Annotated in this window: 11 protein-coding genes; 2 read left to right on the top strand and 9 right to left on the bottom strand. The window is 39.5% G+C overall.

The genetic code is table 11. The annotated features are described in order from the left end of the window. The 6 genes from D8852_RS09680 to gyrA form a co-directional block, all read right to left on the bottom strand. Nucleotides 1-1,263: SIR2 family protein (locus D8852_RS09680; protein ID WP_125833926.1), on the bottom strand; the 1,263-nt coding region annotated here is incomplete at its 3' end. A gap of 11 nt (nucleotides 1,264-1,274) precedes the next feature. Next, nucleotides 1,275-2,549 (bottom strand): DUF2130 domain-containing protein, encoded by a 1,275-nt coding sequence (locus tag D8852_RS09675; protein ID WP_125425684.1) that lies wholly within the window; start codon nucleotides 2,547-2,549, stop codon nucleotides 1,275-1,277. A 94-nt stretch (nucleotides 2,550-2,643) separates the two neighbouring features. Next, nucleotides 2,644-3,924, bottom strand: a complete 1,281-nt coding sequence (locus D8852_RS09670) for an O-acetylhomoserine aminocarboxypropyltransferase/cysteine synthase family protein (RefSeq protein WP_125425688.1) — start codon at nucleotides 3,922-3,924, stop codon at nucleotides 2,644-2,646. A gap of 150 nt (nucleotides 3,925-4,074) precedes the next feature. Next, the gene (locus D8852_RS09665; protein ID WP_125425682.1) at nucleotides 4,075-4,872 is read right to left on the bottom strand and encodes a formate/nitrite transporter family protein; all 798 of its coding nucleotides are present in this window, start codon (nucleotides 4,870-4,872) and stop codon (nucleotides 4,075-4,077) included. A gap of 195 nt (nucleotides 4,873-5,067) precedes the next feature. Then, the gene (locus D8852_RS09660; protein WP_125425680.1) at nucleotides 5,068-5,808 is read right to left on the bottom strand and encodes a class A sortase; all 741 of its coding nucleotides are present in this window, start codon (nucleotides 5,806-5,808) and stop codon (nucleotides 5,068-5,070) included. Next, on the bottom strand, nucleotides 5,808-8,276 hold the full coding sequence (gene gyrA, locus D8852_RS09655; RefSeq protein WP_125425678.1) for a DNA gyrase subunit A: 2,469 nt from the start codon (nucleotides 8,274-8,276) through the stop codon (nucleotides 5,808-5,810). Before gyrA ends, D8852_RS09660 begins: the two co-directional genes overlap by 1 nt. Nucleotides 8,277-8,469: 193 nt before the next feature. Here gyrA and D8852_RS09650 point away from each other — a divergent pair, with 193 nt between their 5' ends. Next, entirely contained in the window at nucleotides 8,470-9,456 is a 987-nt protein-coding gene (locus D8852_RS09650) for an L-lactate dehydrogenase (protein ID WP_125425676.1), read from the top strand. Between the two features lie 130 nt (nucleotides 9,457-9,586). On the opposite strand, the gene D8852_RS09645 is transcribed toward D8852_RS09650, so the two are convergent. Together D8852_RS09645 and D8852_RS09640 are read right to left on the bottom strand one after the other, a co-directional pair. Further along, nucleotides 9,587-9,862 carry an HU family DNA-binding protein gene (locus D8852_RS09645; protein WP_001284636.1) on the bottom strand — a complete coding sequence of 92 codons (276 nt, stop codon included), beginning with the start codon at nucleotides 9,860-9,862 and terminating at the stop codon, nucleotides 9,587-9,589. Between the two features lie 107 nt (nucleotides 9,863-9,969). Further along, nucleotides 9,970-10,806 (bottom strand): DegV family protein, encoded by an 837-nt coding sequence (locus D8852_RS09640; protein WP_125425674.1) that lies wholly within the window; start codon nucleotides 10,804-10,806, stop codon nucleotides 9,970-9,972. 143 nt (nucleotides 10,807-10,949) lie between these two features. Between D8852_RS09640 and D8852_RS09635 the strand changes: the two genes are divergently transcribed. Continuing rightward, a complete protein-coding gene (locus tag D8852_RS09635) occupies nucleotides 10,950-11,798 on the top strand; it encodes a YitT family protein (protein WP_125425672.1) in 849 nt (282 codons plus the stop codon). Between the two features lie 22 nt (nucleotides 11,799-11,820). Here the strand turns inward: D8852_RS09635 and D8852_RS09630 are convergent, their stop codons facing one another. Beyond that, complete coding sequence (locus D8852_RS09630) at nucleotides 11,821-13,218, bottom strand: APC family permease (protein ID WP_125425670.1); 1,398 nt, start codon at nucleotides 13,216-13,218, stop codon at nucleotides 11,821-11,823. Between the last annotated feature and the right edge of the window lie 41 nt (nucleotides 13,219-13,259).

Genomic DNA, 13,259 nt, shown 5'->3' with positions numbered 1-13,259 from the left:
ATTATAGACAAAGAATACATCATCAATAAAATAATTTTGATAACCTTCAGAAAGTATTTTGTAAATTACTTCCCAGTCATTATCACTTAACTTTTCAATATTTTTAGCAATAAATGTCCAGAAAATTGAGAAAGAGTTTGACTCAATTGTTTTTACATTTTTTCCCTGTAATAAACCATTCAACAATAGTCGACTTAAGTCATCATTATTATTCTCAATAACCTTATTTAAAAGAGAACTTAAATACTTAAAATTACTGCTAATATTATTTAATGATTTATTGTAATCTTCTTGTTTTAACGAGGGATTTAAAAGATTATTCCAATCTTTTCTATATGCATGTATTCCTAATTTATCATTTATGTCAGAAACCAAGTTTTCCATAAAAATTGGTAAATCCTCATAGTTTTTGCCGTACCATATAATCTGAGTATGATTTTCTGAACTAAAAAATCCCTCAATAACATCTCTAAAATGTTCATCAGCCCTCTGATTACCTGTATTCTCTGACTTCATCAATGCATAATTTTTACTATCTTCACAAAGTAAAGATAAAATTTCATCTTCTTCAAGACCTGCTCCTATAAATAAAACTGTAGGTTTTGTCTTTTTAAACCAAGTTACTAAATTTTCAAAATTATCCCTATTTTTTAAATAGGTTTTTGAATAATCTGCTGATGAACTGACAAAATAATTTACATCACAATCCGGTGTCCCGTGGATATGTAAAACATCACCAAATTGTAACTTTCCATCTTTGTTCTTAACAAACTCATTAAGATCATTGATAGTAACTACAGAATTATTTAAACGTTTAATATGATTTTCAATTTCATAGTCGTAGTTAGAAGTAATAAATATTGCATTTAAACTCGCTAAAGATTCTACTGTTTTATTAACTATTGAATATGGTAGCAGATTTTTAAAATATCCTTTTTCAAAATCCAGTCGTCGCTTTTCAAAGTCTTCACCAAAAACTTTTTTTAATTCATAGTTTACAAGATCCACTTTACGTTTATTACTAATACTAGATTTGCTAATTAAATCAAAAACTATATGATGTTCTCTCCCAAGACTTTTTTCACCACTTACCGATAAAACTTGTCCTTGCCAATACTTAATAAGATGTTCAATATAATTGTTCCAATTAGGATAACCTTGAGCAATTGAAACTCCTGCTCCAATAAAAATTACTAAGTTAAACTTTTTTATAGCCTCTGTTACATCATCTATCAAATTTTCATAATTGATATCATTTTTCATAACTTATTTCCTCACTCCCCCTTCAGCGCTTCAAACTTCGCTTTCATGGTTGGATTTTTTCGGGTCAATTTTTTAACTGAAACATCTTCCAGTTTATTATTTGCAAGACGGAGTTGGTTTTCAGATGTAGTAAGGAACTTCTTGACCTCTTCCATTCGTTTGATGGCCTTGTCGATCTCATCGATAGCTTTACCAAAGTTGGTCGAAGCAGAGTTGTAGTTTTTGGCAAAAGCTACTTTGAAGGCATCCAAGTCTTCCTCAAAGTGAGTGATATCAATGTTTTGTTCACGGACAAGTGCCAACTCTTGCTTGTATTTCAAAGAATTAAGCGCAGCATTTCGCAAGAGACCAATCAGCTGAATAAAGAACTGGGGACGGACGACGTACATTTTCTCATACTCGTGGCTGACATCAACAATCCCTGTGTTAAAGTAGTCGTTATCGGCCTCAAGCATGGTCACCAAAACAGCATACTCACAGTTCTTTTCACGACGATCTTTGTCCAATTCCTTGTAGAAGTCCGCATTCTTATGCTTCTTCTCTGTCCCGTCCGCTTCATTTTTCATCTCGAACATGATAGAAATGATTTCGACTCCATTTTCATCACATTCTCGGAAGATAAAGTCCCCCTTAGAACCACGCGCAGAGACCTTGTTATCCTTCTCAAAGTAGGCATTTGGAAAGGCAAAACTACGAACCTTGTTAAACTCACTCTCTGCATACTGTTCCAAACTTTCCCCGATAGCTTTTGTGGATTGTTGGGCTTTGAAATTCTTGTAAAATTCGACTTGCTCATTAGCCGCCTTAAGCTGGGCTTCGTAATTCTGCTTAACAGAAGCCAAAGATAACTCATTTTCCTTTTCCTGCAAGAGGAGCTGATTTTTAACTTGATCTCGTTCTTTTTCTAGGTCAGAAAGGGTCTTTTGCAGTTGATTTTCATGCTCTAAACGCAAGGTAGCCAATTGGTTTTCCAAGGCCTGCACTTCCTTGTCCTTGGCTAAGAGAGCCTCATGACTTGACTGTTCAACCTCTTTTTTAGCCAGTTCTTTCTCTGTATCAAAGTTTTGAATTTGACTCTGTAATTGAGCGATTTCTTGGTCTTTTTGAGCTAGTTTAGACTGTTGCTCATTCATGGCCTTTTGCTCAGCCAAGGCCAATTCTTGCTTGATTCGATCATGCAATTCCTTGTCAAACTCTGTCGTTCTCACTTGAGATATGAGTTCGGCATACTGGCTTTCATTTACTGTAAAGACTTCTCCACAATTGGGGCATTTAATTTCGTTCATAACTTTCCTCTTTCTAGACTTCATTATCCATTATATCATGCCTGAGGGAAAATCAAAAACAGCGAGTCGAAACCCACTGTTTATATCTTTTACTTTAAATTTTTTCCAAGGCCAAACGCAAATCTTCAATCAAATCATCTACATTTTCAAGTCCGATAGACAAGCGGATTTGGTTTGGTGTGACACCTGCTGCTTCTAGATCTTTTTCTGACAACTGACCGTGAGTGGTTGTCGCGGGATGGACAACAAGAGATTTGGCATCTGCTACGTTTGCAAGGTCAGAGAAGATTTCCAAATTATCAATCACCTTGCGAGCTTCTGTCTCTCCACCTTTAACATGGAAGGTAAAGATTGAACCAACACCTTTTGGCAAATATTTCTCAGCCAAGGCATGATATGGACTGTCAGCTAGTTTTGGATAGTTGACTTTTTCTACCTTAGGATGGTTGACAAGGAAATCAACAATTTTCTCTGCATTTTGCACATGGCGTTCCACACGAAGTGAAAGAGTTTCAAGTCCTTGGAGCAAGAGAAAGGCATTAAATGGTGACAAGGCCGCACCTGTATCACGGAGCAATTGAACACGAACAGCGATAATAAAGGCTGCTGCACCCACATCCCGAGTATAGCTCAAGTTATGGTAACTTGGGTCTTCCTCAACAAATTGAGGGAACTTCCCTGAAGCTGCCCAGTCAAAACGACCACTATCGACAATCACTCCTCCAATAGTCGTACCATGCCCACCGATAAACTTAGTTGCTGAGTGAATGGCAATATCTACACCGTGAGAGAAGACGTTAATCAAATATGGTGTGGCAAATGTGTTGTCCGAAACGAGAGGAATCTGATGTTTATGCGCAATCTCAGCCAATTTTTCCAAGTCAGGAATGTTAATCAAGGGATTCCCCAAGGTTTCAATCAAGACAAGCTTGGTATTGTCATTGATAGCTGCTTCTACTTCCTCCAAATTATCCACATCCACAAAGGTTGTTGTAATCCCATAACGAGGAAGGGTTTCTTTCAAGAGATTGAAGGTCCCACCGTAAATAGTTGACGCAGCCACCACATGGTCACCTGCGTGAGCAAGCGCCAAAATCGTATAAGTCACTGCGGCCATACCTGATGCTGTCGCTAGTGCTCCAACACCACCTTCAAGAGCAGCGATTCTTTCCTCAAAGGCTGCTGTTGTAGGATTTGTGATACGGGTATAAATGTTCCCTGGTTTTCTCAAAGCAAACAAATCCGCACCTTCCTGCGTGTCATCAAAAACGAAGGATGTTGTTTGATAAATCGGTACTGCACGAGACTTAGTTGCTGGATCAACTACTTGCCCAGCATGTAATTGTAGAGTTTCAAATTTAAAATCACGAGTCATATGACGACCTCCAAATAGCTTCATTAGGGATATTGTATCATCTTGGGCTAGTCTTTTCCAATACCGTTTTTCTATATTTTGATATAAGGAACAACTATGACTAGTCTTACACATCAAACAAAAAAGCACGATTCACTCGTGCTCATTTCTTTAATCTACATAAGTATCTTCGTTTTTATTGAGGAAGGCGTAAGGCAAGCCCATCAAGAGACCTCCTCCGATAAAGTTTCCGACAAAGGTTACACCCCAGTGACGAAGAATATTAGGTATGTCAAAGTTAGCAATTGAATCTGCTGCAACACTGAACTTAACAATCGCAAAAGAAGCAAAGTTCGCAGCAATGTGTTCGTTTGTTAAGAATACAAACATGTAAATTGCTGATAAGACAAGCCAAAGTTTAGCCCCACCATCTTTCACCAAAACAAAGGAGAGAATGGCAATGTTTACAAAGACGTTTGCTAAAATACCTTCAAGTAAGACTAATTCATTGGAACGGCCTAATTTCATCTCAACAACTCCTGAAATGAAGCTGTCATGTGTCAGATTTGCATAGGCTGCTGAGTGAGCAAATCCCCAACCTGCTATCAAAGCTCCTATGATATTGAACAAGGTACAGTAAAGTAAAATCTCAGCTGTTTTTCTCCAAGAGATTTTTTTCAAGAAACTACCAGCAGTCAAAAACATCATGTTGGAAGTTACCAACTCAGCATTTAAGAAAACAATGTAAGCCAATCCCCAAGCAAAAACGAATGGGAAAAGAAAACGTCCACTACCTGGAGCGATCTTATTAATCAAGTCAGCCCCAACTGCACCTGCAGCCGTACTAAATGTAAGAAAGGCACCTGCAAACATGGAACGAATCGCATACTTGAATTTGCTTTGGCTATAAAGACCTTCTTTCTTCTTGCAAGCAAATTCAATCTTTGAGATAAATTCTGAAGAGACCATAAAAAACTCCTAAAACTTTTATTTGTGATAATTATAACATATTTCTCGTTTCCAAGAAAGCGTTTCCTGTAAAATATGAAAATTTTGTTCAAAAAATTCCGCTTGTAATACTTCTCATCTTTTTCTTTAAGAGTTTTTTAATCCTCTTTGTTCACACAAAAACCAGTGAAAAATACAATTCACTGGTTTTTGAGGTTAATAACGTTGTTTATATGGCTGATTAAAGGCGCTTAGGATATCGTCAGATATTTCAGAATAAGCTTTAACTTCTTTAAAATCACCTTTAACAATAATCCGCTCTGTCGCATTATAGTCGACACAGGTCACCAATGTGATTTCTTTGATACCATCACGGTCTTCAATTTCATCAACGCGATCAGGCGTTACGTGCTTCACCTCACGAATCTCATAGGTGTATACCTTATCCTTATCAGTCAGATAGATTTTCATTCCCTCCTTGGCATTGACCAAAGGTGAAAAGAGCATCTGGCTAGCATTTTCAGCAGTAAAGATATGGTGACTAGCGAGAGAATAGTTGCCTTCCCCCATTTTTTGGTTTGCTTTCATGGTCCCTGCCCCGTAGAACAAGTTTACATTATCTAAACCTTTAAAAATAGGTAGGTTAATCTCTACTTCAGGAATGGCAATCCCTCCGATAACTGGAAGTTGCTGAGCATCCCACTGGGCAGCTAACACCGCTTCCGATGAAATGGATTTGACAGAATCAAAATCGAAATTTCCTTCTGTCTCTTTATTTTCCTCAATCTTTTCCTTAGTCACCTGACTGACTTGGTATTTATTGGTATTCCAAACCATAAAGATGTCACGAATTTGAGCATTAAAAATCAAGGCAAGGGATAAAAGAATTAAAAATCCAGCTAAAATATTGATTAATATATTTTTACGGTTATTCTTCTTCATTTTTCTGTGAGACATTATGCTTCACCCTCTGTTTTCTCTTCTATTGCTACCTCTTCTTTTTCTGCTGCAGCAACCGTTGTGAAGGTCACAATCTTAGCATCCTGGTCTAGACGCATCACCTTCACTCCCATAGTTGAGCGTCCTGTTTGTGAAATATTGGCAACGTTTGTTCGGATCATGACACCTGTATCCGTGATAATCATCAGGTCTTCATCACCTTTAACAGTGAGGAGACCTGCAAGAGGACCATTCTTCTCAGCAACATTGGCTGTCTTCATCCCTTTACCACCACGGCCTTTAGTTGGATATTCAGTAGCAAGAGTACGTTTACCATAACCTTTTTCAGTGATGATAAGAACTTCGTCTTGGTTTGTAATCACGCTAGCACCAACTACTGTGTCTCCTTCACGAAGATTGACTCCTCGAACACCTGTCGCGATACGGCTCATGCCACGGACAGCTGATTGATTAAAGCGAACAGCATAACCAAACTTGGTACCAATGATAATATCCGTATCTTCTTCTGTCAGCAAGACATTAATTAATTCGTCTTCATCCTTGAGATTCAAGGCTTTAAGTCCATTTTGACGAATATTAGCGAACTCTTTGACACTAGTTCGCTTCACGATACCGTGACGAGTTGTAAAGAAGAGATAAGCGTCATCACTACGCTCAGACTCAACGTTGATGATGGTCTGAATGCTTTCGCCTTCGTCCAACTTCAAAAGATTGACAACAGGCAATCCCTTAGCTGTACGACCGTATTCTGGGATTTCATAACCTTTAAGGCGATAGACGCGCCCTTTATTAGTAAAGAAGAGCAAATGATCATGGGTGCTGGTTGAAACCAACTCACGCACAAAGTCATCATCCTTAACTCCCGTACCTTGAACTCCACGGCCACCACGTTTTTGAGCAGTGAACTCACCTTGGTCCAAACGTTTGATATAGCCCTTGTTAGATAGGGTAATCAAGACATCCGTTTCTTCAATCAAATCTTCATCTTCAAGAGTTAAGACTTCTCCGATCATCAACTCCGTGCGACGCTTGTCACCAAACTTACGTTTGACTTCGTCTAGCTCCTCTTTGATGATTTGAGCAACGCGCTCGGGTTTGGCAAGAATATCAGCCAAATCTGCAATCAAGGCAATCAATTCATCATATTCAGACTGAATCTTATCACGTTCCAATCCTGTCAAACGACGAAGACGCATATCAAGGATAGCTTGACTTTGACGTTCAGAAAGCTTGAACTTGCTCATCAACTCAGCTTGCGCTTCCGCATCCGTTTCACTAGCACGGATAATACGAATCACTTCATCAATGTGATCCAGAGCGATTAAAAGACCTTCTAAGATGTGCGCACGCGCTTCTGCTTTTTCCTTGTCAAAACGAGTACGGCGAACAACCACTTCTTTTTGGTGCTCGATATAAGCATCCAAAATTTGACGAAGGGACAAGATTTTTGGCACGCCATTTTGAATCGCCAACATGTTGAAACCAAAATTGGTTTGCATCTGGGTCATCTTGAAGAGGTTGTTAAGGATAACGTTGGCAGACGCGTCGCGTTTAACCTCGATTACAAAGCGAACGCCTTCACGGTTGGACTCATCACGTACGGCTGTAATGCCCTCAAGGCGTTTTTCCTGAACTAAGCGAACAATATGCTCATGGACCTTGGTTTTATTGACCATGTAAGGAAATTCTGTTACAACGATGCGCTCACGACCCGTCTTAGTAGTTTCAATCTCTGTACGAGAACGAAGGACAATGGAACCTTTACCAGTCTCATAGGCCTTATGAATCCCTGATTTCCCCATAACAAGAGCACCAGTTGGAAAATCTGGACCAGGCAAGACTTCCATCAAGTCCTTAGTCGTCACATCTGGATTGTCCATGACGAGCTTCACAGCATCAATGGTTTCACCCAAGTTGTGAGGAGGAATGTTGGTAGCCATCCCTACGGCAATCCCAGTTGCCCCATTGACCAAAAGGTTTGGAAAACGAGCTGGCAAGACCAAGGGTTCACGTTCGTTAGCATCGTAGTTATCTACGAAATCAACGGTGTTTTTATTGATATCACGAAGCATTTCCAGAGCAATCTTACTCATGCGTGCCTCAGTATATCGCTGCGCGGCAGCACCGTCTCCATCCATAGAACCAAAGTTTCCATGCCCATCCACAAGCATGTAACGGTAGCTCCACCACTGAGCCATACGGACCATGGCTTCATAAATAGACGAGTCACCGTGTGGGTGGTATTTACCCATAACGTCCCCTGTAATACGGGCTGATTTTTTATGAGGTTTATCTGGTGTAACACCTAGTTCATTCATTCCGTAAAGAATACGGCGGTGAACAGGCTTCAAGCCATCTCGAACATCAGGAAGAGCACGCGCTACGATAACACTCATGGCGTAATCGATAAAACTGGTCTTCATCTCCTTTGTCAGATTGACATTCACTAAATTTTTATCCTGCATTAATAAATGCCTCATTTCACTATTAGTAATTAGATATATTATACCATAAAATGTCCTTTATTTCAGGCTTCTGAAACTACTAAAACGTTTACATCGATAACCGAATAGAATATTCGTGACAAAGCTTTTTAAAAGTGATAGAATGAAAGTGTCTGGGGATTCCCCTAAAAAAAATGAAGGAGATGTTTAGATAATGACTTCAACTAAACAACACAAAAAAGTGATCCTTGTTGGTGACGGTGCCGTAGGTTCATCTTACGCTTTCGCACTTGTTAACCAAGGAATTGCACAAGAGCTTGGAATTATCGAAATTCCACAATTACACGAAAAAGCTGTTGGTGATGCGCTTGACCTTAGTCACGCCCTTGCCTTCACTTCACCTAAAAAAATCTACGCTGCTCAATACTCTGACTGTGCAGACGCTGACCTTGTTGTTATCACTGCAGGTGCTCCTCAAAAACCAGGTGAAACTCGCCTTGACCTTGTAGGTAAAAACTTGGCTATCAACAAATCAATCGTAACACAAGTTGTTGAATCAGGTTTTGATGGTATCTTCCTTGTTGCTGCTAACCCAGTTGACGTTTTGACTTACTCAACTTGGAAATTCTCTGGATTCCCTAAAGAACGTGTTATCGGTTCAGGTACTTCACTTGACTCAGCTCGTTTCCGTCAAGCACTTGCTGAAAAATTGGATGTTGATGCTCGTTCAGTTCACGCCTACATCATGGGTGAACACGGAGACTCTGAATTCGCTGTTTGGTCACATGCCAACATCGCTGGTGTAAACCTTGAAGAATTCCTTAAAGACACTCAAAACGTTCAAGAAGCTGAATTGATTGAATTATTCGAAGGTGTTCGTGATGCTGCTTACACAATCATCAACAAAAAAGGAGCTACATACTATGGTATCGCCGTAGCACTTGCTCGTATCACAAAAGCAATCCTTGATGACGAAAATGCAGTCCTTCCACTTTCTGTATTCCAAGAAGGTCAATACGGTGTGAAAGATGTCTTTATCGGTCAACCAGCTGTTGTTGGTGCACACGGTATCGTTCGTCCAGTAAACATCCCATTGAACGATGCGGAAACTCAAAAAATGCAAGCATCTGCTAAAGAATTGCAAGCAATCATTGATGAAGCATGGAAAAACCCTGAATTCCAAGCAGCTTCTAAAAACTAATTAAAAGAAGGTTCTCATTTCATGGGAGCCTTTTTCTTTTTGCACAGAACGATAAAATCATATTTTCCAAAACAAAAAAGCCTGTCGCACAAGCTCAAATGCTTGATATGACAGGCTTTTTCCAAATTCATTATTTAACAGCGTCTTTAAGAGCTTTACCAGCTTTGAATGCTGGAACTTTAGAAGCTGCGATTTTGATTTCTTTACCAGTTTGTGGGTTGCGACCTTTACGTGCAGCACGCTCACGAACTTCAAAGTTACCAAAACCAATCAATTGAACTTTTTCACCAGCTGCAAGGTATTCAGTTACTGCTGCAAATACAGCGTCAACTGCTGCTGCTGAATCTTTCTTAGTCAATTCTGTAGCTTCTGCTACTTTAGCGATCAAATCTTGTTTGTTTGCCATGTTAATAATTCCTCCAAATAATTTCTAATTAACAAATATAATCATATCCTAAAATTGCCCACAGGTCAAGTCAAAAACGCTATTTCTAACGATTTTTCTCTATTTTTTTAGGAATGATATCGAACCAAGACAGCCCACGCATTTTCACCTGTATGCGTCTGAATAATAGAGCCTGTTTCCAGTACTGAGATTGGTTTTTCTACATAAGTTTGTAAAACATTCTTCATCTCATTGGCCCATTCATTAGTACCAGCGTAGGAAATTCCAATTTCCGCAACGGATTTATGAGAAAGGGTCTCGGCCAACTCGTCAAGCCATTTTTTAAATGTCTTAGCACCGCGCCCCTTTACAATAGGTTGGAGTTCATGGTTCTTCATTTGCATGACGACACGAATATTCAACAGAGAACTGATCAAGCCTGTCACACGTCCGATACGTCCACCCTTAACTAGGTTTTCTAATGTTGAAACACCGATATAGAGTTCAGTATGTTTCTTTACCTCTTCCACACATGTCAAGATGGTTTCTAAATCTTTGCCTTCTTGGGCAAGTTTAGCAGCTTCAACAACTTGAAACTTCATCGCCTGATCTGTAAAAGAACTATCAATAACGGTCACATCAGCAGTTGAGAGACTTGCCCCTTGGCGAGCAGCTTCAACGGTTCCAGACAAGGCATGGGACATGTGAATAGCGAGTATCTGACTGCCATCTTTACCTAGTTCTTCAAAGACTTCAGCAAATACTCCCACTGGAGGCTGACTAGTTTTAGGCAGATTTTTACTCTCTTGCATAAGATGAAGGAATTCTCCCTCTTTCAAATCTGCATCAGAATAAAGGATACCATCAATCATCACAGATAAAGGAACAACGGTGATATTTAATTCTTTAACTACTTCTGGTTCAATAGTAACAGAGGAATCAGTTACAATTTTTACTTGTGTCATATCTTCAATCTTTCTATTCTTCTCAATAAGATAGGGATTTATCACTTTTATTATATCAAAAAATTGTTAAAAAATCATAATGAATCCAATGAAAAAGCTTGGAATTTTGGTATAATCTATCTATAGAAAAGCGAGGGAAAGTCATGATCCGAAAAGTTCAGCCTATTATTACTATCATACTTGGGGCAGCTATTTATGCCTTTGGTCTCACCTATTTTGTAGTTCCTCACCATTTATTTGAAGGCGGAGCAACTGGTATCACATTGATTACCTTCTATCTCTTTAAAATTCCAGTCTCATTGATGAACCTCTTGATAAATATTCCTTTATTTATCCTAGCCTGGAAAATATTTGGTTCTAAGACTCTCTACTCCAGTCTTTTGGGAACCATTTCCCTCTCGATCTGGCTTGCTGTCTTTGAACGAATTCCTTTACAATTTGACTTGCAAGGCGATCTCATTATCGTCTCTTTAGTTTCTGGTGTTTTACTGGGAGTTGGTTTGGGAATCATCTTTAATGCTGGTGGTACAACAGGTGGATCAGATATTGTTGCTCGCATCCTCAACAAATACACCAATATTTCAATTGGAAAATTGCTTTTCTCGCTTGATTTCATTATTCTAATGTTGATTTTGATTATCTTCCAAGATTTGCGCCTAGTGACTTATACTCTCTTATTTGACTTTATCATCGCTCGTGTTATCGACCTGATCGGTGAAGGAGGTTATGCTGGTAAAGGATTTATGATTATAACTCAATTTCCAGATCAGTTAGCCGAGAAAATTAACGATGAACTCGGACGTGGCGTAACCTTTATATCTGGTCAAGGCTACTACAGCAAAAAGGATTTAAAAATTATCTACTGTATCGTCGGTCGAAATGAAATCGTTAAAATGAAGGATGTGATTCACCAAATCGATCCTCAAGCCTTTATCACCATCACTGAGGCTCATGAAATTCTGGGTGAGGGATTTACTTATGTAAAAGATTAAAAAAGCTGGGAATTCCCAGCTTTTATTCTTCTTCAAAAAGTGTAGAGTGACGATAGCCATAAGGAAAGTAAATCACTAGTCCAACCAACAAAGCAAGTCCAAAGGCAATCCATGTTTCCTTGGTATACTGAAGCATAAAGGAAACACAGATAAGGATGGAAAGGATCGGCAAAAGCGGCACTAAAGGAGTTTTGAATTCTCCTTCTTTTGGCATGCCCTTATCCTTTCTGAGCTTGATAATACCGTAGGCAAGTAGAATTAGATAGGCTAGTGTACAGATATTTAAAAAGGCAGCGATACTGGCTAGCGGAAAGACTCCTGCTGCAATGGCTGAAGCAACTCCTGTTAAGATGGTCGCATTCTTTGGAACCCGGCTAGTTTTACTTAGCTGTTTAAAACTTCGAGGTAATAGACCATCACGTGCTAAGCTGTAAACCATTCGAGAAAGAGCGTAGGTCATGGAAATACATACGGTTATCAGGGTTAGAATGGCTACCAGTGAAACATAGTTGGCTGCCCAGCCAATTCCGATACTACGCAATGAAAAGGCCACTGCATCATCCACATTGAGTTGGCTATAGTGAACAATCCCAGTCAATACTATTGTTACCAAGGCATAGAGAATAGTGACGATTGTCAGAGAAAGCACGATTCCGCGGGGAATATTTTTTTGCGGACTTTGAATTTCATCAACTGCCATGGAAATAGACTCAAAACCGAGAAAACCAAAGAACATCAAAGAGGCTCCTGCCATAATCCCAGTACTTCCTCCATAAAGCTGACCAAAACCAAAAGGAGCAAAATTCGACCAATTTTCAGGCTTGATGTACCAAATACCAACTAGGATAAATAATGCGAGAGCTGAGAATTTCAAGACCACTAGAAGCGAATTAAAGCGTAAGGCTGCCTTGGAATTTAACAAAACCAATCCCGTTACCAAGGTAAGTACTAAAATAGGCAGAAGATCGATATAGGTTCCCTGTTTAGGGTTAAAGGTTCCATTCAAGGCTTGGGGCATGGAGATACCATAATTACTGAGCAATCCCTTAAAGTAAGCTGCCCAGCCAGACGCCACACCTGAAACAGCCGTCATGAATTCCATGATGGTCAACCAGCCAGCAATCCAGGCTGGCAATTCTCCTAAAATGGCATAGAGGTAACTATAAGCACCACCAGTTGCAGGCACACGAGAGGCAAATTCTGCGAAAAAGAGGGCTGATAGAGAAACACACAGGGCAGAAATCACAATGGAAATCACTAGTGATGGACCAGCTAGGGTAGCCGCTGCTGTTCCTGTAATGGTGAAAATCCCTGTCCCCACCATGGCACCAATCCCTAGAAGAATCAAATCCCACAATTTCAAATGGCGATGCATCTCTGTCTGTCTCAGACTAACATCCTTGGTTCTAAAAATATTCATACTTCATCTCCACTAAATGTAATTGTTTTATTTTACCATAT

Origin of the sequence: Streptococcus mitis (genome assembly GCF_003942695.1) — a bacterium.
Lineage (GTDB): Bacteria > Bacillota > Bacilli > Lactobacillales > Streptococcaceae > Streptococcus > Streptococcus mitis_BD.
This window is presented reverse-complemented; position numbering and strand designations above follow the sequence as displayed.

Bases quoted from the DNA above. Each gene is read 5' to 3' on its own strand.
- D8852_RS09645 (WP_001284636.1), bottom strand. From the start codon at position 9,862: ATGGCAAACAAACAAGATTTGATCGCTAAAGTAGCAGAAGCTACAGAA.
- D8852_RS09630 (WP_125425670.1), bottom strand. From the start codon at position 13,218: ATGAATATTTTTAGAACCAAGGATGTTAGTCTGAGACAGACAGAGATG.
- D8852_RS09635 (WP_125425672.1), top strand. From the start codon at position 10,950: ATGATCCGAAAAGTTCAGCCTATTATTACTATCATACTTGGGGCAGCT.
- D8852_RS09640 (WP_125425674.1), bottom strand. From the start codon at position 10,806: ATGACACAAGTAAAAATTGTAACTGATTCCTCTGTTACTATTGAACCA.
- D8852_RS09660 (WP_125425680.1), bottom strand. From the start codon at position 5,808: ATGTCTCACAGAAAAATGAAGAAGAATAACCGTAAAAATATATTAATC.
- D8852_RS09650 (WP_125425676.1), top strand. From the start codon at position 8,470: ATGACTTCAACTAAACAACACAAAAAAGTGATCCTTGTTGGTGACGGT.
- D8852_RS09665 (WP_125425682.1), bottom strand. From the start codon at position 4,872: ATGGTCTCTTCAGAATTTATCTCAAAGATTGAATTTGCTTGCAAGAAG.
- D8852_RS09675 (WP_125425684.1), bottom strand. From the start codon at position 2,549: ATGAACGAAATTAAATGCCCCAATTGTGGAGAAGTCTTTACAGTAAAT.
- gyrA (WP_125425678.1), bottom strand. From the start codon at position 8,276: ATGCAGGATAAAAATTTAGTGAATGTCAATCTGACAAAGGAGATGAAG.
- D8852_RS09670 (WP_125425688.1), bottom strand. From the start codon at position 3,924: ATGACTCGTGATTTTAAATTTGAAACTCTACAATTACATGCTGGGCAA.